Genomic DNA, 21,641 nt, shown 5'->3' with positions numbered 1-21,641 from the left:
ACCGGCCGGAGAGACGGAGTAGACATGGCGGACTTCATCGGCGCGGTCGACCAGGGAACCACCAGCACCCGGTTCATGATCTTCGACCACGGCGGCAACGAGGTCGCGAAGCACCAGTTGGAGCACGAGCAGATCCTCCCCCGCTCCGGTTGGGTGGAACACGACCCGGTGGAGATCTGGGAACGCACCAACTCGGTGATGCAGAACGCGCTTCGCAACGGCGGTCTGTCGGGGACCGACCTGGCGGCCATCGGCATCACCAACCAGCGGGAGACCACCGTCGTCTGGGACCCGCGTACCGGCCGTCCCTACTACAACGCCATCGTGTGGCAGGACACCCGCACGGACGCCATCGCGGCGAACCTGGAACGCACGGGCCGGGGAGACGTCATCCGCCGCAAGGCCGGGCTGCCGCCCGCGACGTACTTCTCGGGCGGAAAGATCCAGTGGATCCTGGAGAACGTCGACGGCGTCCGCGAAGCGGCGGAGCAGGGTCACGCGGTGTTCGGCAACACGGACTCCTGGGTCCTGTGGAACCTGACCGGTGGTCCCGACGGCGGCATCCACGCCACCGACGTGACCAACGCGAGCCGCACCATGCTGATGGACCTGGAGACGCTCGACTGGGACGACGAACTGCTGGGCTTCTTCGGCATCCCCCGGAGCATGCTGCCCACCATCAACCCGTCCTCGCACCCGGAGGCGTACGGCACGACGCGGACCTCGCGGCCGCTGCGCGCCCCCGTTCCCATCACGGGGGTACTGGGCGACCAGCACGCGGCGACCGTCGGTCAGGTCTGCTTCGCACCCGGCGAGGCCAAGAACACCTACGGCACCGGCAACTTCCTGGTCCTGAACACCGGCACCGAACTGGTCCGCTCCCAGCACGGTCTCCTCACCACCGTGGCCTACCAGTTCGGGGACAACCCGCCGGTCTACGCGCTGGAGGGATCCATCGCGGTGACGGGCTCCGCCGTGCAGTGGCTGCGCGACCAGATGAAGATCATCAAGACCGCGGCCGAGAGCGAGGAACTCGCCCGTACCGTGGACGACAACGGCGGCATGTACTTCGTCCCCGCCTTCTCCGGCCTGTTCGCCCCCTACTGGCGCTCCGACGCCCGGGGAGCGATCGTCGGCCTCGCCAGGTACAACGACAACGCGCACCTGGCACGGGCCACGCTGGAGGCCATCTGCTACCAGAGCCGCGACGTGGTCGAGGCCATGGAGGCGGACTCGTCGGTCCACCTGGACGTACTCAGGGTCGACGGCGGTGTGACCGCCAACGACCTCTGCATGCAGATCCAGGCGGACGTCCTCGGCGTCCCCGTCAGCCGCCCCGTCGTCGCGGAGACCACCGCCCTCGGCGCGGCCTACGCGGCGGGACTGGCCACGGGCTTCTGGCGGGACACCGAGGAACTGCGCACCCACTGGAGCGAGTCCAGGCGCTGGGAGCCCCAGTGGTCCGAGGACCGGCGTGCGCAGGGTTACGCGGGCTGGAAGATGGCGGTGGAGCGCACCCTCGACTGGGTCAAGGTCCCCGAGAGCTGATCCCCCTCCGTTCTGGACTAGCCAGTCCATTTTCTTCGCCTGCTCGCATCTCCGTCGCCCTGGACCGGCCGGGGCGACGGAGATGCGAGCAGGCGAAGAGCGAGCAACGGAGTGGACGTGTCGACGCGGCCTGCGGGCAGGACCGCCCTGGTGACCGGAGCGACCAGCAACATCGGGCGGGCCGTCGCGGAGGCCTTCGCCGCCGAGGGGGCGCACGTCGTCGTCTCGGGGCGCAGCCCCCGGCGGGGCGAGGAGGTCGTCGACGGCATCCGCGCCCGGGGCGGGCGGGCCGCCTTCGTGCCCGCCGGCCTCGACGGCAGCGCGGCCGCCTCGCGGGCACTGGCCCGGGAGGCGGCCCCGTGCTCGGCGGCCGCGTGGACGTCCTGGTGAACAACGCCGGCATCTGCCCGCCCGGCACCACGACCGACACCGACGAGAAGACCGTCGACCAGGTCTGCGCCGTGAACGTGAAGGCCCCGTTCTTCCGCCTCGTAGCGCTCGATCACGACGTCCCGCCACTCCTGCCATGCCTCCCACGAGTCGAGGCGGCCGAGCTGGGGCTGCTGGTCCTCCAGTACCTGGGCCGCCTCGAACCGGGCCACCGCGACCAGCAGTTCGTCCTTGCCCGAGGGGAAGTAGTGGAACGGCTGGCTCTTGCTCGTGCCGGTCCGCGCCATGACGTCGTCCAGGGTCGCCGACGCGACGCCCCTTTCCCGCAGCACCGCCGCGGCGCCCTCGACGATGCGGCCCCGCGTCGCCCTGCCCTTGGCGGTCAACTCACCGCGCACGCCGCATACCTCCGCAGAATGGACTGGTGAGTCCCTTGTGAGGGCGTCCCCTTAGGGTGATCCCATGTCTGCCGGATTGAGTGCCGCGAAGACCCGGGCCGCGCTGCGCACGAGCGCGCGCGTTTCGGGCGAATCGCTGCTGATACTTGTCATGCTCGCGGTGACCTTGTGGGTCCTCGGCCGGATGTGGCCGGTCGTGTGGCCGCTCATCGTCGGTCTGCTCCTGACCACGTTGACCTGGCCCTCGGCCCGCTTCCTGCGGCGGCACGGGTGGCCTCCGGCACTGGCCGCAGCGGTGGTGACGGTGGCGTTCCTCCTGGTCGTCCTGGGCATCGTGGCACTGATCGCGGTGCCGATGTCCACCCAGACCGACGAGCTGACCGACGGTGTGGTCGAAGGCATCCAGCGGCTGCGCGAGTGGGCCGCCGGACCGCCGCTGAACATCGGTGACGATCAGATCACCGGTGCGGCCGACTCGGCGGTGGCACGCATCCAGGACAGCGTCGGCAGCATCACCACCGCCGTGGCCACGGGCGTGAGCGCCGTGGTCAACGGCCTGGTCACCGCGGTCCTGGGCGTCTTCCTGATGTTCTTCTTCCTCAAGGACGGACCGCGGTTCCTGCCCTGGCTCACCCGCCAGTTGCCCGGCAGGCTCGCCACCGACGTACCGGTCGTCGCCGTGCGCGGCTGGGAGACCCTGGGCTCCTTCGTCCGCTCGCAGGCCCTGGTGGGTCTGCTCGACGCCGTGTTCATCGGCCTCGGACTGTGGATCCTGGGCGTGCCGCTGGTACTGCCCCTGGCCGTCCTGACGTTCGTGTCCGCGTTCGTGCCCATCGTGGGCGCCCTGTTCGCCGGTTTCGTGGCGGTGCTCATCGCCCTGGTGTCGAACGGCCTGACGGACGCGCTCATCGTGCTCGCGATCATCGTGGTGGTGCAGCAACTGGAGGGCAACGTCTTCCAGCCCGTCATCCAGAGCCGCGGCCTCGGTCTGCACGCGGCGGTGGTCCTGCTGGCGGTGACGCTGGGCGGCAGCCTGGCCGGGATCGTGGGCAGTCTCCTCGCCGTACCGGTCGCCGCGCTGATCGCGGTGGTCTGGAACTACGTGCGCGAGCAACTGGTCGACCCGCCCGAGGAGGCCGCGACCGCCGACGGCTGAGCGGGGGGCCCGCCGTGCGTCGACGAACCGGCGCGCAGGAAGGGCCTGTTGCGACGTAGGTTGGGCGAAAGCACCCACGCCACGGCTGAAAGACGGACCGCACCCATGAGCGACCCCTCGACGACACCCGGTCACACCACGCAGCAGGAGATCGACACCTCGGTGCCGCACTCGGCCCGGATCTGGAACTACTGGCTGGGCGGGAAGGACAACTACCCGGTCGACGAGGAGGCCGGGGACGCGTACACCGCCGTGTTCCCCGGCATCGTCACCATCGCCCGCAGCAGCCGCGCCTTCCTGCGCCGCAACATCGCCTACCTGGTCGCCGAGGCGGGCATCCGGCAGTTCCTCGACATCGGGACCGGTCTGCCGACCGCCGACAACACCCACGAGGTCGCCCAGCGCATCGCGCCCGAGGCCCGGATCGTCTACGTCGACAACGACCCGATGGTCCTCGCCCACGCCCGCGCGCTGCTCTACTCCACCGCCGAGGGTGCGACCGCCTACATCGACTCCGACGTACTCGACCCCGACGCCGTCCTCGCGGCCGCCGCCGAGACGCTGGACTTCGACCGGCCCATCGCCCTGATCCTCAGCAACATCCTGGGGCACATCGCCGACTACGAGCAGGCGCGCTCCGTCGTCACCCGGCTGATCGGCGCCCTGCCGTCCGGCAGCTACCTCTCCGTCAACGACGGTTCGCGAGGCACCGATCCGGAATTCGAGCGGGCCCAGGACGGCTACAACGAGAGCGGTGCCGCTCCGTACATCCTGCGCACCGTCGACCAGATCACGGCGTTCTTCGACGGCCTTGAGCTGGTGGAGCCGGGAGTGGTCCCGGTGACCCTGTGGCGTCCGGAGGGCGACGCCGCCCCGAAGCCCATCGGTGAACACGGGGGCCTGGCCCGCAAGCCGTGACGCCCTGTCCGGCGCCCGACCGGGTGGCCGGCACACCATGTCCGACTGGCCGTTGCCCGAGTCGTTCCCCAGCAGTCCGGGCACCGTCCGCTGGAACCGGCTGGGCGCCCCGGACGGGCGCCCACTGGTCCTGCTGCACGGCACGCCCTGCTCCTCGTACGTCCGGCGTGCGGTGGCCCGCTCGCCGGCCCGCGACCACCAGGTGTACGTCTGGGGCATGCCCGGCTACGGACTGTCGGAGAAGTACGCCGGGCAGGACGCGTCCCCGGCGGCGCGGGGCCGGGTCTTCGCGCGACCGCTGGGCCACCGGGGCCTGGCGGAGCCCCTGGTGGCCGCCCCCACGGAATTCGGCGGGGCCGTCGCCGCGCTGCGGGCCCACCTGCTGCACGAAGCCGCTACGGGGTGCTCGCCCTGACCGATCCGGTCGCGCCTGCACCCTGGGGGCCGCCGTTGTTCCGGCTGGTCCGCGAGCACGCCGAGGTCTTCGAGCGGCTGCCCCGGCGCTCCATCGGGCGCCGGTGCGCGAGTACGTCGGCTCCACCGGTGGCCGGGGCCCGCACCCGGCGGTTCCGGAGCGGACGGCCGGCCCCTGGCCCGGCGGGCCGCGGCAGCCGGCCTTCTGCCGGCAGATCACCCAGGCGGATCAGCGGCACACGGACGACATCCAGGACCGGTACACCACCATCGGCGTCCCGGCGCCGGTCGGCTGGGGCGAGGCCGACGCCTGGATTCCCGTGGCCAGGGGACGCGAACCGGCCGAGCCGATCCCCGGCGCGTGCTGGGAGCCGATCGCCCACGCGGGTCACCTGGTCCGGGAGGACGCGCCCGCCGAGCTGACGGCCGCCCCGCTCGACCTCTTCCGCCGCCTCCCCCGAGGCCCGCGTCCTCCTGGGCGAGACCGCCCGAGTGGCGGCATGCCACAGGGCAGGGTGCCCGGGAAACGCTCGTCTCCCGGGCACCCTGCCCTGCTCGGCGATCTCCCGGTCAGGCGGGGGTGATGTTCTCCGCCTGCGGGCCCTTCTGGCCCTGGGTGATGTCGAAGGTGACGGCCTGGCCTTCCTGCAGCTCGCGGTAGCCCTGGGCGTTGATGTTGGAGTAGTGCGCGAAGACGTCGGGGCCGCCGCCGTCCTGCGCGATGAAGCCGAAGCCCTTTTCAGAGTTGAACCACTTGACAGTTCCGCTGGCCATGCCTTTTGCCTTTCAGCCGATATCGGATCCGCACCGCGCGAACCCGGAGGTGATCGTCCTGGTCCTCCGGCATTGCACAGCAGACCGCCCGCACTCCGGGGCGGGCGGTCTGGGCGAACCACGACATCTGATGCTGACGCTACACGGCATGTCCGAGCCTCACCAGTGAGTAAGGGGTGTGAGCGGGAACGATGTTGCGAACCCGAGTCCTCGGCGGCTGCCGTGCGGGTCCCGTTCTGGGCCATACGGGGGAGACGGGGAGGCGGCCGGTCACCCCGGTTCCGCAAGTGGTCTAGCTATGAAGAGTCCACACACGGAGTCGGAGATCGATATGACCGTCAGGAAAGCGCTGGCCCTGGTGATCGGCGCTGCCATGTGCACCGGCGTGCTGGGAACCGGCTGCGCCCGGCAGCACACGGGCGCCTCCTCGCAGGACGCACAGGCTCCCGGAGGTTCCGCGGCACGGCTCGCGTCCCCGCGCCCCGCTCCCCCGCGCTCCTTCCCCCGCCCGCTTCCCGGGGTCGGGCCGGCCATGCGGGAGCGTCTCCCGGCCGGTACCCGGCAGGCCCTGGTCGTCACCGGCGAGACCGAGAGCTCGTCGCAGGCCCAGGTGGTCCTCTACGAGCGGTACCCGGCCCAGGGCTGGCGCACGGTCGCCGGTCCCTGGCCCGCCCACAACGGCCTGCGCGGCTGGACCGACGACCACGAGGCGGGCGACCTGCACACGCCCGTCGGCGTCTTCGGGCTCAGCGACGCCGGGGGCAGGCTGCCCGACCCGGGCACCCTGCTCCCCTACGACCGGGATCCGGCGTTCGCCGTGTCGGGCACGGGGTACCTGGGCGAGCCGCTGGAGGGGTCGTTCGACTACGTGGTCGCCATCGACTACAACCGGGTGCCCGGCAACACCCCGCTGGACGGGGCCAGGCCACTGGGCGAGGACAAGGGCGGTGGCGTCTGGATCCACGTGGACCACGAAGGGCCCACCAACGCCTGCGTGTCCCTGAGCGAGGAGCACATGCGCGCGTTGCTGACCGCCCTGGACCCGGACAAGGAACCCGTCGTCGTCATGGGGCCGGAGCAGGTCCTGGCCCGGTAGCGCACCGCGCGGGCGTCCACGGCGCGGGCGTCCACGGGTCGTGGCGCCGCGTGTTCGGCCCACCGGTGCGCCGGTTGGGCCGCCGGCGACGCGGACGGGGCGGCGGCCCCGGTCCCGGCCGCGAGCGCACCGGTGGCGGCGGCCGGGCCGAGGAGCAGGCGGCATGAGGCAGCGGGGGTTCGGACATGGCGGCACCACTCCTCGTGGGCTTCGGGCAGCACGCGGGCGCGCGGGCGTAGTCGAGCGCTGCCGGGCAGGGCTCGGGCGGAGTCAGCCGCGACATGTCAGTACAGGCTCGATTCAGAGCCATTCCGGGCACTTCCACGCACCGGGACGCGCCGAAGGCGCCGAGGTGCCGAGGTGCCGAAGGCGCCGCTACATTCCGTCCTGCACCACCCCGCGCGTCGAGAGCGTGACGGGGTCCTTGTTGGTGAAGTCCCCCGGCGGGATGCCCGGGTGGTGGCCCTCGCCCGGGGGCGGGGCCTGGTCACGCGGACCCAGGGTGAGCCGGGAGACGATGCGGTACCGGTCGCCCCGGTAGAGGGAGTGCACGTACTCGACCGGGCGGCCCCGGGTGTCGGTGGTCAGGCGCTCGAAGAGCAGCGCCGGGGAGAGTTCGGGCACGTCGAGCAGGTCGGCCTCCGCGCGGGTGACCACGGTGGGCTCGATCGACTGCACGGCCTCGCTGACCCGGACGCCGTGCCGCTCGCCCAGGTGCTCGTACAGGTCCCCCTGCTCCAGTTCCTCACTGGTCAGGTCCGAGACGAGGCCGGCCGGTACATGCAGGTACTCGATGGCCATGGGCGAGCCGTCGACCAGCCGCAGGCGTGCCACGTGGTGGATCCGCGCCGCCGGCGACATGCGCAGCTTGCGGCCCACCCTGGCACCCGCGGGCAGGGTGCGGACCTCCAGGAGCCTGCTGGTCCAGGCGCCCGCGGCCTGCGGGAGGCTGAAGGCCCGCCGGTCGGACACCAGTTCCTGGGTGATCTTCTCGGCGGCGACGAACATGCCCCGGCCGTGCTCGCGCACCAGCAGCCCGGCCACCACCAGTTCGTCGACCGCCGCACGCAACGTGGGACGGGACACGCCGAGTTCGGCGCACAGGGTGCGCTCCGAGGGGATCGCGTCCCCCGGGCTCCGTTCCTCGATGAGTTCCAGGACGGCGTCGCGGACGCGCTCCCGCTTGAGCACCGCACCGGAGGCGGCGGCGTCGATCTCCATGCAGTGCTCCCGTGACTGGTCTGCTGGTCAATCGAGCTTACCTGTCCACATCGGTCGCGAACCAGCCACACCCCGGGCCGGACCGGCTGAATACCCTGACTTACGCGAGGGGTTGACGCCGTCATTGGTCCATGCCACCTTCGACCAACACCAACTGGTAAGCCCTGCGCCCCTTACTGGTCAAGTACGGGTGCGTCGTCCCTTCCAGCTCTCCCAGAGGTGAACCGTGAAGTACCGTTCGCTCGCCCTGCTCTCCACGCTGGTGCTCAGCGCCGGGCTCGCCGCCTGCTCCTCCTCCGACGACGCCTCGGTCGGCGCCGGCGGCGGCAGGACCGCCCTCGACGTGTGGCTCATGCGCGACAGTGTCTCGGCGGAGTTCCAGAAGGAGTTCGAGACGGGCTTCGAGAAGGCCCACCCCGGCATCGACGTGAAGATCCAGATCCAGGAGTGGGAGGGCATCGGTGAGAAGGTGACCGCCGCCCTGGCCAGCAACGACGCACCCGACGTCATCGAGGTCGGCAACACCCAGGTCGCCCAGTACGCCCAGAGCGGGGGCCTCACCGACTTCTCGGACCGGGTGGAGGAGCTGGGCGGCGGCCACTGGCTGGAAGGCCTCGCGGAGCCCGGGTCGTACGACGGCAGGCAGTACGGCATCCCCTACTACGCCGCCAACCGGGTCGTCATCCACCGCACCGACCTGTTCGAGAAGGCCGGGATCGACCCCGCGCGGATCAGGACCCGGGACCAGTGGATCGCCGCGACCCGCAGACTCGACTCCGGTGGCACGCAGGGGATCTACCTGCCGGGGCAGAACTGGTACGTGCTGTCCGGCTTCGTCTGGGACGAGGGCGGCGACCTGGCCGTGAAGTCCGGCGACGGGTGGAAGGGCGGCCTCGACAGCCCCGGGGCGCTGCGCGCGATGGACTTCTACCAGCGCCTCCAGGCCCTCGGCAAAGGCCCCAAGGACTCGGACGAGGCCCAGCCGCCACAGGCCGAGGTGATGGCGAAGGGACAGGTCGCCCAGATCATCGCCGTGCCGGGCGGCGCCAAGGTCATCGAGGAGAAGAACCCCGCGCTCAAGGGGAAGCTGGGCTTCTTCCCCGTCCCCGGCAAGACCGCCGACCGGCCGGGTGCCGTCTTCACCGGCGGCTCCGACCTGGTGGTCCCGGCCGTCGCCGCACACCAGGAGGAGGCGTTCACCCTCCTGCGCGAACTCACCGGTGACGCCTGGCAGAAGAAGCTCGCGGTGGCCATGAGCTACGTACCGAACAAGACCACCCTGGCGGACGCCGTCGCCGCCGACCCGGGCACCGCGGCCATGGCGGCCGGCGCCGTGAACGGACACGCCACGCCCAACACGCCCCAGTGGGCGGCGGTCGAGGCCAAGAATCCGGTCAAGGAGTACATGACGGCCGTACTCACCGGCAAGGACGCCGCCTCCGAGGCGGCGAAGGCCTCCCGAACCATCACCGACACGCTGGGCAGCGACTCCTGACCGCGGTCGCCCCGACACCACGACGTGCACGAACACCACGACGTGCACCAGGACCACGACCGACCACGAGGACCAGGAGGCGACGTGTCGACCGTCCGTGAGCGGAGTGTGCCGCGTGACGCGGCAGGCCGCCCGCCGGCAGCCGCCGGGCACACCGGCGGGCCCGGCGAAGGCGGCCGGGGCACGCTCTGGCCGTACCTGCTGATCGCGCCCGCCGTACTGGGCATGCTCTATCTGCTGCTCTACCCGCTGGCCCGCGCCGTCCTCATCTCCTTGCAGGACTTCCGGCTGCGCCAACTCATCCTGGGTGACGCCGACTTCGTCGGCCTGCGCAACTACCGGACCCTGCTCGGCGACCCGGTGTTCTGGCAGGTGGTGCGCCGCACCTTCGTGTTCATGGCCGTCAACGTGGTCGCGATCATGGTGCTGTCCACGCTGGTCGCGCTGATGACCGAGCGGCTGGGCCGGGCGGCCCGGACCGTGGTCCTCAGCTCTCTGGTCCTGGTCTGGGCCGTGCCGGTGGTCGCGGCCACCACCGTGTTCCAGTGGCTGTTCCACTCCGAGTTCGGCATCGTCAACGAGACCCTCACCGGCCTCGGGTTCGACTCCTACGAGGGGTACCCCTGGTTCGCGCACGGCGGGGCCGCGTTCGGCATCGTGGTGGTCCTGATCGTCTGGCAGTCCGTGCCGTTCGCCGCGATCACGCTCTACTCGGCGCTGGTCACGGTGCCGGCCGAACTGTACGAGTCGGCGCGCATGGACGGCGCGGGAGGCACGCGCGTCTTCCGTTCCGTCACGTTCCCGCTGATCCGGCCGCTCTTCATGCTCGTCCTGTCCCTAGAAGTGATCTGGACGTTCAAGGCGTTCGTGCAGATCTGGGTGATGACCCGCGGCGGGCCCGGCGAGGCCACGACCATCCTGCCGGTGTACGCCGTGCAGACCGCGCTGGCGGGCCAGCGCTACGACCTGGGCTCTGCGGCCTCGATGCTCACGGTCCTGCTGATGAGCGGTGTCCTCGTCCTCTACTTCCGCCAACTGTTCCGTCAGGAGGGTGAGCGGCTGTGAGCACCTCGCACCCCTCGGCACGCCGCGCGCTGCGCCGCCTCCCGCTGCACGCCGCCGCCGCGCTCACCGTGGCGGTCTGCCTGTTCCCGGTGTACTGGATGGTCACGACCGCCTTCAAACCGTCCACGGACATCCAGTCCTACGATCCCCGGCTGGTGCCCCGCGCCTGGACGTTCGACCACTTCCGCAAGGCGGTCGGCGCCGACGGGTTCGCGCTGTTCTGGCGCAACAGCCTCCTGGTCACCCTCAGCGCCGTGCTGCTCGCCCTGCTGGTCGCCCTGGGCGCCGCCTACGCCGTGGCGCGGATGCGCTGGCGCGGGCGCCGGCAGTTCATGCTGGCGGTGTTCGTCGCGCAGATGGCGCCCTGGGAGTCACTGATCATCCCGATCTACATCATCTCCCGGGACACCGGGATGCTCGACCGGCTTCCGACGCTGACCCTGGTCTATTTCATGATCACGCTGCCGTTCACGGTGGTGGTGCTGCGCGGCTTCATCGCAGGCATCCCGCCCGAACTGGAGGAGGCGGCACAGGTCGACGGCTGCACCCGGGCGGGAGCGTTTCGCAGGGTGGCGTTCCCGCTCCTCGCACCCGGGCTCATGGCCACCTCGCTGTTCGGCTTCATCACCGCCTGGAACGAGTTCACCTACGCCAACTTTCTGATCATCAAGCAGCAGGACAGCCGCACGCTCCCGGTGTGGCTCTCCTCGTTCCAGTCGACCTTCGGCACCGACTGGGGGGCCACCATGGCGGCCTCCACCCTCTTCGCCCTCCCCGCGCTGATCATCTTCCTCGCCCTGCAACGCCATGTGACGGCCGGGCTGGCCTCGGGAGGCGTCAAGGGCTGACCGCGTCCGCCGTTGCCCGCCCTTGAGCGCCTCCTCCCTCCCCGAGCACCCCGCCGTCGTGCACCGCCGACCACCGGAGCCGTCCCGTGGACCTGCCACGCCCCGAACTGGCCCTCGTCCCCCGCCCCCGTCGCATCTCCACCCGCTCCGGCCGTTTCCGTCTCGACGGCACGACCCGGCTGCGGGTCACCCCGGGGGCCGGTCCGGCCGCGTCCCTGCTGCGCACCCTCCTCGCCCCGGCCACCGGACTGCGTCTGGACTCCGCCGCCGACGGTGCCTTCGTCCTCGCCGTCGACCCGGCCCTGACCGGCCTCGGCGACGAGGGTTACGGCCTGACCGTGAGCCCCCAGGGTGTCCTGCTGCGCGCCGCACGCCCGGCCGGACTCCTGCACGGAGTGCAGACGGTGCGGCAACTGCTGCCCTACGACGCCCTGTCGGAGCGGCCGGTGCGGGGGGTGCCGTGGGAGCTGCCGGCCGTGGAGATCACCGACGTACCCCGCCACCGCTGGCGCGGCTCCATGCTCGACGTGGCCCGGCACTTCCAGCCGGTGTCCTACCTGCGGCGCTACGTCGATCTGCTGGCGCTGCACAAACTGAACGTCTTTCACCTCCACCTCACCGACGACCAGGGCTGGCGGATGCCGGTGGCCGCCCACCCGCGGCTCACCGAGGTCGGTGGCCGGCGGGCGGAGTCGATGGTGGGTCCCGCCGGCAGCGACCGCTTCGACGGCGTGCCGCACGGCGGCTCCTACACCGCGGCGGAGCTGCGGGACCTGGTCGCGTACGCGGCCGGACGCGGAGTGAGCGTGCTGCCGGAGACCGGTGTGCCGGGGCATGTCCGCGCCGCCCTGGCCGCCCACCCGGAGCTGGGCACCGACCCCGCGCGCCACCTGGACGTGTGGACGCACTGGGGCGTGTGCGAGAACGTCCTGGGCGCCGGCGACCACGTCCTGGACTTCTTCCGCACCGTCCTGGACGAGGTGATGGACGTCTTCCCCTCGCCGTACGTCCATATCGGCGGTGACGAGGTCCCCACCACGGAGTGGGAGCTGAGCCCGGCGGCGCGCGACCGGGCCGCCCGTGAGGGACTGCCGGGGCCCCGCGCGCTGCACCCCTGGTTCATCGCGCGTATGACCGAGCACCTGGTACGCGCGGGACGCAGACCGGTCGTCTGGGCCGAGAGCGGCGTCACCCTGCCCCTGGAGTGCACGGTGATGAGCTGGCGGGAACCGGCGCACGCCAGGGCGGCGGCCCTGCGCGGGCACCAGGTCGTCCACGCCGACCACCGCGCGACCTACCTCGACTACGCGCGCGGCCCCGGTCCCGGGGAGCCGCCCGCACAGCCCGGCGGGATCGTCGACCTGCGCGCGGTGCACGACGTGGACCTGTCGGCGCCGGCTCCGCAGGCGTCGTCCCGGGTGCTCGGCGCCCAGGGCCAGTTGTGGACCGAGTTCGTACCGACGCCCGGGCACATCGAGTACCTCACCTATCCCCGGCTGTGCGCGCTCGCCGACCGGGTCTGGGACGGCACGTCCGGCTGGCCGGACTTCACCGCCCGGCTGGACGGGCACCGGGCCCGCCTCGACGCCCTGGACGTCCCGCACGCCCACCCGCCGGCCGCTGTCCGCGTGCCGCCCCGCGTGGGCGGCGTCCGCTGAGCCCGGCGGCGGCCGCTCCCCTGCCGTTCCCCCACACCGCGTACCACCCATCGACGCTTCCGCGCACGCGGGAGCCGTGCCGAAAGGATCCCGGATGAGAAACCGAACCACCGCCGGCCGCGCCCGTCTGGCGCTCGCTCTGGCGGTACTCCTGGGCGGCGGTGCCCTGACCGCACTCCCCGCCCAGGCCGCTCCCGCGGCCGACGGTCTCACCGTCCAGTACCGCACCAGCGCGAGCGGAGCCACCGCGGACCAGACGGAACCCTGGTTCAAGGTCCGCAACACCGGCTCGTCCACCGTGCAGCTGAGCCAGGTGAAGATCCGCTACTACTTCAAGGCGGACTCACCGACCGCCTCCTACCGCTTCGCCTGCTCCTGGGCGGTGCGCGGCTGTGCCGCCGTCACCGGCACCTTCGGCACCCTGAGCAGCCCCACCGCGACAGCCGACCGGTACCTGGAGATCGGCTTCACCCCGGCGGCCGGCACGCTGGCGCCCGGCGCGGACACCGGTGATCTGCAGCTGCGTTTCTACCGGAGCAACTGGCAGACGCTGCGGCAGAGCGACGACTACTCCTTCGACGGCACCCGGACCTCGTACGCGAACTGGGGCAAGGTCACCGCCCAGCTGGCCGGCACCGCCGTCTGGGGGGCGGCTCCCGAGGGCAACGACCCCACGGACCCGACCGATCCGACGGACCCGACCGACCCGCCCGGCGACGGAGAGACCCTGTTCGACGACTTCGACTACAGCTCCCACACCGACCCCGCGATCCCGGCGCACGGCTGGAGCGTGCGCTCCAACTCCGGCGGCCCCGGCGTCCCCGGCGCCACGTGGGACCCGTCCAAGGTCACCTTCGTGTCCGCCGGCGGCAACTCGGTGATGAACCTGGAGACCTCCACGGCCGGCACCGGCGCGTCCACCACGCAGACCGAGGTCCTGACCAAGTCCGCGAAGTTCAGGAACGGCACCTACGCGGCCCGCGTCAGGTTCGCCGACACCCCCAGGTCCGGGCCCGACGGGGACCACCTGGTGCAGACCTTCTTCACCATCAACGACCTCAAGGCCCCGATGGCGGACGACTACGCCGAGTACGACTTCGAGTACCTGCCGAACGGGGGGTGGGGCGAGCCGTCGAACATCCTGTACACGACCTCGTGGGAGACCTACAACCCGGACCCCTGGCAGGCCGTCAACCAGCACTCGGAGCAGCGCAGCAGCTACGCCGGCTGGCACGACCTGGTGGTCACGATCGACGACAGCGCCATCACGTACTACGTGGACGGGCAGTTGTTCGGCACGCATGACGCGCGGTACCTGCCCGAGCGGCCGATGTCGATCAACTTCAACCAGTGGCTGATCGACCTCGACGGCCAGACCTCGACGACCCCGCGCGCCTACGACCAGCAGGTCGACTACGTCCTGCACGTCAAGGACCGGGTGCTGACTCCGGCTCGGGCCGCCGCGAAGGTCGCCGCCTTCCGCGCCGCCGGCACGGCGTTCGTCGACGAGGTGCCCGCCTCCTGAACCCGGCGGGGACGACCCCGGCGGGGACGGTCAGAACAGCCGCTCCTGGGCGGCCGGCGGCCGTCCCCGCCCCCTGCGGCGCGGGGTGCCGGGGGCGGGTGCCGTCTGCCCGAACAGGGGGGCGGTGCCGTACTCGTCGGGCTCGGCCGGGACGGCGGCGGGCCCGGTGCCCACGTTGAGGACCAGCGGGGCGTCCCGGTCGAAGTCGCCCCGCGTCATCGCCACCCACTCACGGTCCTGCCGCTCTCCCACGCACCGACACCTCTCTCGCGCCGCCCGCCGCGACCACGCGACGCTACCAGCCTCGCGGGAGGGCGGTGATCACGACTCCCACCCGGCCCCCTTCCCCCGTTCCCGGGTATCCGGGAACCGACGCATCATGATTGTTAATGCGCTGAACAACCTCCCTTCAATCACCTTCGCGCATCCACTCGTTCGCTTCGAACCCTTGACAGGGCGCGGATCCGGTCGATTTACTCCCGGTCAACGCCGATGCCGTGTGATCGGCGGCAGAGGTACGCCCAGCCGGTAGCTGGCCTCACGCCAGGAGCCCGGACTGAGTCGCCAGGACGGCCACGCGCGTCCGAGGCGGGGACGTGCCCACCACCCTCCGGAGCTCGAACCATGAGCCGTACGCAGGTGCACACTCCCAAGAAGCCGGTGCTGGCCGGCGTTTGCGCCACCGCTGTTCTCGTCACCGTCGCCGCGCTCGTCCCGGGCAGTGCCCCGGCCGAGGCGGCCACCGTGGCCCCGCCCCCCGCCCACGCGGGCTTCGACTACCAGATCGGCGGCGCCTACCCCCCGCCGGCCGGTGTGGAGGTGGTCAGCCGCGACCACACGGCCTCCCCCGCGCCGGGTCTGTACAACATCTGCTACGTCAACGCGTTCCAGGCGCAGCCCGGCGCCGAGGACGACTGGGACGAAGACCTGCTGCTGCGCGACGCGAACGGCGACGTCGTCTACGACACCGACTGGGGCGAGGCCTTCCTCGACATCCGCACCGCCGACAAGCGCGAGCGCATCGCCGAGAAGGTCGGCAGGTGGGTCGACGGCTGCGCGGACAAGGGTTTCCAGGCTGTCGAACCGGACAACTACGACAGTTACACCCGCGCCGGTGATCTCCTGGACGCCGCCGACGCCCAGGGTCTGATCAGGCTGCTGGCCGGGCGCGCGCACTCCGACGGACTGGCCGTCGGGCAGAAGAACACCGTCGAGCTGGCCCCGGACCGTGAGAAGAACGGGCTGGACTTCGCGGTCGCCGAGGAGTGCGGCGAGTGGGACGAGTGCGGTGACTACACGGCCGAGTTCGGTGACGACGTGATCGTCGTCGAGTACACCGCCAAGGGCCTTTCGAAGGCGTGCGCGGGATTCGGCGACGAGCTGAGCGTGGTCCGGCGCGACCTGGACGTGTCGCCGAAGGGCAGCAGCGGCTACCTCCGTGAGACCTGCTGACACCACCCGACGGCCAGTCCAGTCCTTGGAGGTACAGATGGATGCGGTCCGACGTGCCGCGCGCCCCTCGCGCAGGGGCGTGCTGCGGGCCGGCGGGGGCGCGGTGCTCGCGGCGGCCGCGGGCACCGCCGCGAGCGGCTGCGGCGCCGGTGCGGACGACGGCGTCGGGCCCGACGGCACGGTCACCGTCGAGATGTGGCACGGCCAGGCCGACCTGGCGAAGAAGGTCCTGGAAGGACTCGTCGCCGACTTCGAGCGGGAACACCCGAAGATCAGGGTGAAGCTGGGCGGCGGAGTGCTGTCGGACGTGATGCTGCAGAAGGTGACGGCGGCTCTCGCCGCCGGCTCCTACCCGGACATCGCCTACATCTTCGGCTCGGACCTGGCCCGGGTGGCCCGCAGCCCCCAGGTCGTCGACCTCACCGACATGGTCGGCTCGGGTCCCGTCCCGTGGAAGAACTACTGGGCCGCCGCCCGCGACGCCGTCACGCTCAACGACCGGGTCAGGGCCGCCCCCGCGCTGCTGGACTCGCTCGCCGTCGTCTGCAACAAGAGGCTGTTCCGCGAGGCCGGTCTGCCGCTGCCGGAGGCCGGCTGGACCTGGCAGGAGTTCGTCTCCTGCGCGCGGACACTCACCCAGTCGGGCCGGGGCCGGTTCGGCACGGGATGGCCGGGCACGGGCGACGAGGACACCGTGTGGCGCCTGTGGCCGATGATCTGGGACCTGGGCGGCGACGTCGTCGACGGCACCGGCGAGAACATCGGCTTCGCCGGCACCGGTGCCCGGGCGCTGGAGGTGGTCGCCGGCCTGGCCCGCGACAGGAGCGTCTACGTCGATCCCAAGCCCGGCAGTGAGCAGATGTACCAGGTGTTCCTGTCCGGCCGCATGGGCATGTCGGTCACCGGGCCGTGGCAGCTGCCCGACATCGAGAACGCCGGGATCGACTACCACGTCGCTCCCCTGCCCACCTTCAGCGGGCGCCCGGTGACCATCTCGGGGCCCGACACCTGGACGGTGTTCGACAACGGCGAGGCACGGTCCAGGGCCGCCCGCACCTTCCTGGGCTGGCTGGCCCGGCCCGAGCAGGACGTGCGCTGGGACATCGAGGCCGGCAGCCTCCCGCTCAGCCGCCGCACCGAGGCCCTGCCCGCCTGGCAGGACAAGGTCGCCCGCACCGAGGGCCTGGGCGTGTTCACCACCGCACTGGAGACGGCGCGCGTGCGCCCCGTCCACCCGGCGTACCCGGAGATCTCGCAGGCGCTCGGGCAGGCGATCGTCGCCGTGCTCCTGGGGCGCAGCACCCCCGAGAAGGCGTTGCGTGCCTGCGCCGACGACGCCAACGCCGCCCTGCTCATACCGCGTTGAGGAGCCACACCGCCATGCCGCGCCTCCCCCGCCCCATCACCGTCGACGGTCCGCCGCCCGACCCACCCGCCCTGCGCCGCAGGCGCCGGCGCGAGACCGGCACCGCCTGGGCGTTCATCTCACCGGCGGTCCTGATCGTCCTGGGTCTGAGCATCGTGCCCGTGGTCTGGTCGCTGCTGCTGTCCTTCCGGGCCAGTGACCTGGTGACGCCCAGCCGCTGGGTCGGCCTGGACAACTACCGCGCCCTCGCCCAGGACCCCGACTTCAGCCAGGCCGTCCGCAACACCCTGCTCTACACGGTCCTGTACGTGCCGCTGAGCCTGGTGCTCGGCCTGGCCCTCGCCCTGGTGCTGAACCGGCGCATCCGCCTGGTCGGCCTCTACCGCACGTTGATCTTCGTGCCGTTCGTGCTCTCGGCGACCGCGCAGGGCGTGCTGTTCTCCTTCATCCTGGACCCGGAGTTCGGCGCGGCCAACTCGGTGCTGCACCGCCTCGGCGTCTCCTCACAGGGCTTCCTCTCCGATCCCTCCCAGGCACTGCTGGTGCTGGTGGCGATCACCCTGTGGAGCGGCACCGGCTTCTGTGTGGTCGTCTACCTCGCCGCCCTCCAGGACGTACCGCAGTCCCTGATCGAGGCGGCCCGCCTCGACGGCGCCGGCCGCCGGCATCTGCTGCGCCACGTCACCCTGCCCACACTCACCCCGGTCACCGTCTTCCTGGTGCTGTGGCAGGCCATCCAGTCCCTCCAGGTCTTCGACCTCGTGTACGTCACCACCAAGGGCGGCCCGCTCGGCTCCACCACGGTGATCGTGTACTTCATCTGGGAGCAGGCCTTCAAGAACGCCACCGCCGGATACGGGGCCTCGGCCGCCTACGTCCTGGCCGTCGCGCTCGGTCTGGTCGCCGGGGCCGTACGCATCGTCCGGCGCCGGGGACGCCACCGTCTCGAAGGGGCCCGATCATGACGGCGACCTCCACCCGGCCCGGCACCGCCCACGCCTTCGCGACGGAGTCGGCGGCCACCCAACGGCGCCGTCCGCGGCTCCCGTTCAGCCCCTGGCACCTGCTGCTCGCGCCGCTCGCCCTGCTCTTCGCCGTGCCGCTGGTCTGGCTGGTGCTCAGCTCGGTGATGGGCAACGCGGAGATCAACCGGTTCCCGCCTGCCCTGTGGCCCTCCGGCATCGACCTCGGCGGCTACCGCTACGTGCTGGGCAACGCGATGTTCCCCCGCTGGTTCGCCAACTCGCTGATCGTCTCCGCGGTCACCGTCACCGCGAACCTCGTCCTCGGCTCGCTCGCCGGGTACGCCTTCGCCCGGATGCGGTTCGCGGGTTCCCGGGTGCTGCTGGGCCTGATGCTGGCCACGATGGCGGTGCCGTTCCAGCTGACCATGATCCCGACGTTCCTGGTGATGAAGAAGCTCGGTCTCATCGACACCCTGGGCGCGCTGATCGTGCCGTCCCTCGTGACGCCGTTCGCGGTGTTCCTGCTGCGGCAGTTCTTCCTGTCGCTGCCCAGGGAGCTGGAGGAGGCCGCCTGGATCGACGGCTGCTCCCGGCTGCGGGTGCTGTGGCGCATCGTGCTGCCGCTGTCGCGTCCGGCGCTGAGCACGGTGGCCGTGCTCACCTTCCTGACCACGTGGAACGACCTGACGTGGCCGCTGATCGCCGTCAACCACGACACGCGGTACACGCTGCAGCTGGGCCTGACCACCTTCCAGGGGCAGCACCACACCCAGTGGGCCGCCGTGATGGCCGGCAACGTCATCACCGTGCTGCCGGTCCTGCTCGCCTTTCTCGGCGCGCAGAAGACCTTCATCCAGTCGATCACCTCGAGCGGGCTCAAGGGCTGACGCCCGCCGCCCGCCCTTCGTCCGCCCCCACTCCAGGGAAGACCCATGCCGCACAGCCTCGACCTGCTCGTCGTCGGAGACGCCAATCCCGACGTCGTCGTGGGGCCCCTCGACGCCCCCCTCGCCTTCGGCCAGCGTGAACAGCTCGTCGCCGACGGCGCCCTCGCCCTCGGCGGCTCCGCCGCGATCATGGCGTGCGGCGCGGCCCGCCTCGGCCTGCGGGTGGCGTTCGCCGGCCGCGTGGGCGACGACGACGCGGGCCGCTACGTACGCGACGCCCTCGACTCCCATGGCGTCGACACCCGCGTCCTGCGGACCGATCCGCGGCTGCCGACCCCCCTCACCGTGGTCCTGACCCAGGGGGACGACCGCGCCATCGTCACGGCGCCCGGCACGCTGCCGGCCACGACGGCGGCGGACGTCCCGGCCGAGCTGCTGAGCGCGGCCCGGCACGTCCACGCCGCGTCGTACTTCCTGCTGCCCGGACTCGCCGCCGGCCTGCCCGGTCTGCTGCGCACGGCACGCTCCCACGGTGCGACGACGTCCCTCGACACCAACGACGACCCCTCCGGCCGCTGGGACCCGGCCGGCCTGGACGCCGTACTGCCGCACACCGACTACCTGCTGCCCAACGCGGCCGAGGCCCGGCGGCTGGCCGGACTCGACACCCCGGACCTCGGGAAGTCCGCCGCCGCGCTCGCCGGCCGGGGACCGACGGTCGTCGTCAAGAACGGGGCCGAGGGCGCTCTGTGCCACGACGGACACACCCTGCTCACCACGCCCGGCATCCCGGCCCGGCCCGTCGACACGGTGGGCGCCGGTGACAGCTTCGACGCCGGTTTCGTCGCGGCGCTCCTCTCCGGGCTCGCCCTTCCCGAGGCCCTCGAACTCGGCGCCGTCTGCGGTGCGCTGTCCACCCGCGCGCACGGCGGCACCACCGCCCAGCCCACCTGGGACGAAGCGTTCGCCCAGGTCACCCGCAACGGAAAGAACCCCGCATGAGCACCGCCCACCCGACCTCGCCCAAGATCACCTTTGTCGGAGCCGGCAGCGTCGTCTTCACCCAGGGCCTGCTCGCCGACCTCTTCGCGTTCGACGAGCTGAAGTCCGCGCACATCGCGCTGCACGACATCGACGCGGAGCGCCTGGCCACCGCGCAGGCCGCCGCCGAGTACATCGCCGCCGAACGCGGCGCCCGCCCCCGCGTCACCGCGCACGCCGACCGCCGGGAGGCCCTCGTCGGCGCCGACTTCGTCATCAACATCGTGCAGGTCGGCATGGGCGAGGCGACCCGTACCGACTTCGAGGTGCCGGCCCGGTACGGACTGCGCCAGACCATCGGCGACACGCTCGGCGTCGGCGGCATCTTCCGCGCGCTGCGCACCTTCCCGCTGCTCAGGGCGCTCGGGCTGGACATCGCCGAGGTCTGCCCGGACGCCTGGCTGCTCAACTACACCAACCCCATGGCGATGAACGTCCAGTACCTCGCCGAGGCGACCGGCCTGACACGGGTGGTGGGACTGTGCCACTCCGTCCACTGGACGGTCCAAGGCCTGTGCGAGCTGCTCGAGGTGCCCTACGAGGAGGTCACCTACCGGGCCGCGGGCGTCAACCACCAGGCGTGGCTGCTGCGTCTGGAGCACGGGGGCGAGGATCTCCATCCACGGCTGGACGCCCTGATCGCCGAGGACGCGCAGTTGCGCCGCCGGGTCCGCGTGGACATGTACCGCCGGCTGGGCCACTACCCCACGGAGACCAGCGAGCACTCCTCCGAGTACGTCCCCTGGTACCTGCGCCACGACAGCGAGATCGAACGGCTGCGGCTGCCCGTCGGCGCCTACCTCGGCATCGTGGACGAGAACGTGGCCGAGTACGAGCGGACCCGCGACGCGCTGGCGTGCGGCGCGCCGCTCAAGGTCGAGGGCACCATGGAGTACGCGCCGCAGATCATCCACAGCGTCGTGACCGGCACGCCCCGCACGGTCTACGGCAACGTGCCGAACCACGGTCTGATCGGGAACCTCCCCGCCCGGGGCACCGTGGAAGTGCCGTGCCTGGTCGACTCCTCGGGCATCCAGCCCACCCGTATCGGCGCGCTGCCCCCGCAGCTGGCGGCCCTCAACCGGACCTACCTGAGCACCACCGACCTGGTGGTGCGGGCGGCGACGGAGGACGACCCGCGGCACATCAGGCACGCCGCGATGACCGACCCGGCGACGGCGGCGACCCTGCCGGTCGAGGAGATCTGGCAGCTGTGCGACGACATGGTCCGTGCCCACGGTGACCGGCTGCAACCGGGGCTGCGGGGCGTGCTCGCGCTCTGAGCGGACCGTCCCGGCCGTTCGAGCCGTCGCGGCCGTACTGGTGCGGCCCCGCGTACGGGGGAGAACGCGGGGCCGCACCAGCAAGCTATCGGAGTAACCGGCCGCCTGCCAGACCCGGCCGCCTCGCGGCCGCCTCGGACC

18 protein-coding genes and 3 pseudogenes are annotated in these 21,641 nt (G+C 71.8%); 17 read left to right on the top strand and 4 right to left on the bottom strand.

Annotated features, from left to right (window positions below; translation table 11 throughout):
- Positions 1-24: 24 nt before the first annotated feature.
- Both glpK and ACGFYH_RS11785 read left to right on the top strand, forming a co-directional pair.
- Positions 25-1,548: a glycerol kinase GlpK gene (glpK, locus tag ACGFYH_RS11790; RefSeq protein WP_393802967.1), complete on the top strand. Its 1,524-nt coding sequence runs from the start codon at positions 25-27 to the stop codon at positions 1,546-1,548.
- Between the two features lie 117 nt (positions 1,549-1,665).
- A pseudogene (locus ACGFYH_RS11785) lies at positions 1,666-2,048 on the top strand (SDR family NAD(P)-dependent oxidoreductase); the annotation flags it as partial.
- On the opposite strand, the pseudogene ACGFYH_RS11780 reads toward ACGFYH_RS11785, so the two are convergent.
- Positions 2,033-2,336: pseudogene (locus tag ACGFYH_RS11780) on the bottom strand (TetR/AcrR family transcriptional regulator); the annotation flags it as partial. The pseudogenes ACGFYH_RS11785 and ACGFYH_RS11780 sit on opposite strands and share 16 nt — an antisense overlap.
- A gap of 64 nt (positions 2,337-2,400) precedes the next feature.
- On the opposite strand from ACGFYH_RS11780, the gene ACGFYH_RS11775 reads away from it, so the two are divergent.
- The 3 genes and pseudogenes from ACGFYH_RS11775 (at position 2,401) to ACGFYH_RS11765 (ending at position 5,408) form a co-directional block, all read left to right on the top strand.
- Positions 2,401-3,492, top strand: coding sequence for an AI-2E family transporter (locus ACGFYH_RS11775; protein WP_393802966.1), 1,092 nt, complete (start codon positions 2,401-2,403; stop codon positions 3,490-3,492).
- Positions 3,493-3,597: 105 nt separating this feature from the next.
- Positions 3,598-4,410, top strand: coding sequence for an SAM-dependent methyltransferase (locus ACGFYH_RS11770; protein ID WP_393802965.1), 813 nt, complete (start codon positions 3,598-3,600; stop codon positions 4,408-4,410).
- Between the two features lie 37 nt (positions 4,411-4,447).
- Positions 4,448-5,408 (top strand): annotated as a pseudogene (locus ACGFYH_RS11765) (alpha/beta fold hydrolase).
- Here ACGFYH_RS11765 and ACGFYH_RS11760 read toward each other — a convergent pair.
- Positions 5,395-5,598, bottom strand: a complete 204-nt coding sequence (locus ACGFYH_RS11760; RefSeq protein WP_003978336.1) for a cold-shock protein — start codon at positions 5,596-5,598, stop codon at positions 5,395-5,397. The pseudogene ACGFYH_RS11765 and the gene ACGFYH_RS11760 overlap by 14 nt on opposite strands.
- A 331-nt stretch (positions 5,599-5,929) precedes the next feature.
- Between ACGFYH_RS11760 and ACGFYH_RS11755 the strand changes: the two genes are divergently transcribed.
- Positions 5,930-6,694 carry a hypothetical protein gene (locus tag ACGFYH_RS11755; RefSeq protein WP_393802964.1) on the top strand — a complete coding sequence of 255 codons (765 nt, stop codon included), beginning with the start codon at positions 5,930-5,932 and terminating at the stop codon, positions 6,692-6,694.
- 375 nt (positions 6,695-7,069) lie between these two features.
- Here the strand turns inward: ACGFYH_RS11755 and ACGFYH_RS11750 are convergent, their stop codons facing one another.
- Positions 7,070-7,915 (bottom strand): GntR family transcriptional regulator, encoded by an 846-nt coding sequence (locus ACGFYH_RS11750; RefSeq protein WP_393802963.1) that lies wholly within the window; start codon positions 7,913-7,915, stop codon positions 7,070-7,072.
- 226 nt (positions 7,916-8,141) lie between these two features.
- Between ACGFYH_RS11750 and ACGFYH_RS11745 the strand changes: the two genes are divergently transcribed.
- The 5 genes from ACGFYH_RS11745 (at position 8,142) to ACGFYH_RS11725 (ending at position 14,506) form a co-directional block, all read left to right on the top strand.
- On the top strand, positions 8,142-9,410 hold the full coding sequence (locus tag ACGFYH_RS11745) for an extracellular solute-binding protein (protein WP_393802962.1): 1,269 nt from the start codon (positions 8,142-8,144) through the stop codon (positions 9,408-9,410).
- Between the two features lie 84 nt (positions 9,411-9,494).
- A complete protein-coding gene (locus tag ACGFYH_RS11740) occupies positions 9,495-10,475 on the top strand; it encodes a carbohydrate ABC transporter permease (RefSeq protein WP_393802961.1) in 981 nt (326 codons plus the stop codon).
- Entirely contained in the window at positions 10,472-11,323 is an 852-nt protein-coding gene (locus ACGFYH_RS11735; protein WP_393802960.1) for a carbohydrate ABC transporter permease, read from the top strand. The genes ACGFYH_RS11740 and ACGFYH_RS11735 overlap by 4 nt, the downstream gene beginning before the upstream one ends.
- A gap of 86 nt (positions 11,324-11,409) precedes the next feature.
- Positions 11,410-12,981, top strand: a complete 1,572-nt coding sequence (locus tag ACGFYH_RS11730) for a beta-N-acetylhexosaminidase (RefSeq protein WP_393802959.1) — start codon at positions 11,410-11,412, stop codon at positions 12,979-12,981.
- A 94-nt stretch (positions 12,982-13,075) separates the two neighbouring features.
- On the top strand, positions 13,076-14,506 hold the full coding sequence (locus ACGFYH_RS11725) for a cellulose binding domain-containing protein (protein ID WP_393802958.1): 1,431 nt from the start codon (positions 13,076-13,078) through the stop codon (positions 14,504-14,506).
- 30 nt (positions 14,507-14,536) lie between these two features.
- Here the strand turns inward: ACGFYH_RS11725 and ACGFYH_RS11720 are convergent, their stop codons facing one another.
- A complete protein-coding gene (locus ACGFYH_RS11720; protein ID WP_393802957.1) occupies positions 14,537-14,758 on the bottom strand; it encodes a hypothetical protein in 222 nt (73 codons plus the stop codon).
- Positions 14,759-15,130: 372 nt separating this feature from the next.
- Here ACGFYH_RS11720 and ACGFYH_RS11715 point away from each other — a divergent pair, with 372 nt between their 5' ends.
- The 6 genes from ACGFYH_RS11715 to ACGFYH_RS11690 are packed head-to-tail and all read left to right on the top strand — an operon-like array spanning position 15,131 to position 21,500.
- On the top strand, positions 15,131-15,958 hold the full coding sequence (locus tag ACGFYH_RS11715; protein WP_393802956.1) for an endo alpha-1,4 polygalactosaminidase: 828 nt from the start codon (positions 15,131-15,133) through the stop codon (positions 15,956-15,958).
- A gap of 37 nt (positions 15,959-15,995) precedes the next feature.
- A complete protein-coding gene (locus ACGFYH_RS11710; protein WP_393802955.1) occupies positions 15,996-17,324 on the top strand; it encodes an ABC transporter substrate-binding protein in 1,329 nt (442 codons plus the stop codon).
- A gap of 14 nt (positions 17,325-17,338) precedes the next feature.
- On the top strand, positions 17,339-18,289 hold the full coding sequence (locus ACGFYH_RS11705) for a carbohydrate ABC transporter permease (RefSeq protein ID WP_393802954.1): 951 nt from the start codon (positions 17,339-17,341) through the stop codon (positions 18,287-18,289).
- Positions 18,286-19,176, top strand: a complete 891-nt coding sequence (locus ACGFYH_RS11700) for a carbohydrate ABC transporter permease (protein ID WP_393802953.1) — start codon at positions 18,286-18,288, stop codon at positions 19,174-19,176. The genes ACGFYH_RS11705 and ACGFYH_RS11700 overlap by 4 nt, the downstream gene beginning before the upstream one ends.
- 45 nt (positions 19,177-19,221) lie before the next feature.
- Positions 19,222-20,178 carry a carbohydrate kinase family protein gene (locus tag ACGFYH_RS11695; RefSeq protein WP_393802952.1) on the top strand — a complete coding sequence of 319 codons (957 nt, stop codon included), beginning with the start codon at positions 19,222-19,224 and terminating at the stop codon, positions 20,176-20,178.
- Positions 20,175-21,500 (top strand): alpha-glucosidase/alpha-galactosidase, encoded by a 1,326-nt coding sequence (locus ACGFYH_RS11690; protein ID WP_393802951.1) that lies wholly within the window; start codon positions 20,175-20,177, stop codon positions 21,498-21,500. The genes ACGFYH_RS11695 and ACGFYH_RS11690 overlap by 4 nt, the downstream gene beginning before the upstream one ends.
- The last annotated feature ends 141 nt before the right edge of the window (positions 21,501-21,641 follow it).

The sequence above is a fragment of the Streptomyces sp. NPDC048392 genome (genome assembly GCF_043200575.1).
In the GTDB taxonomy this organism is placed as follows: domain Bacteria; phylum Actinomycetota; class Actinomycetes; order Streptomycetales; family Streptomycetaceae; genus Streptomyces.
This window is presented reverse-complemented; position numbering and strand designations above follow the sequence as displayed.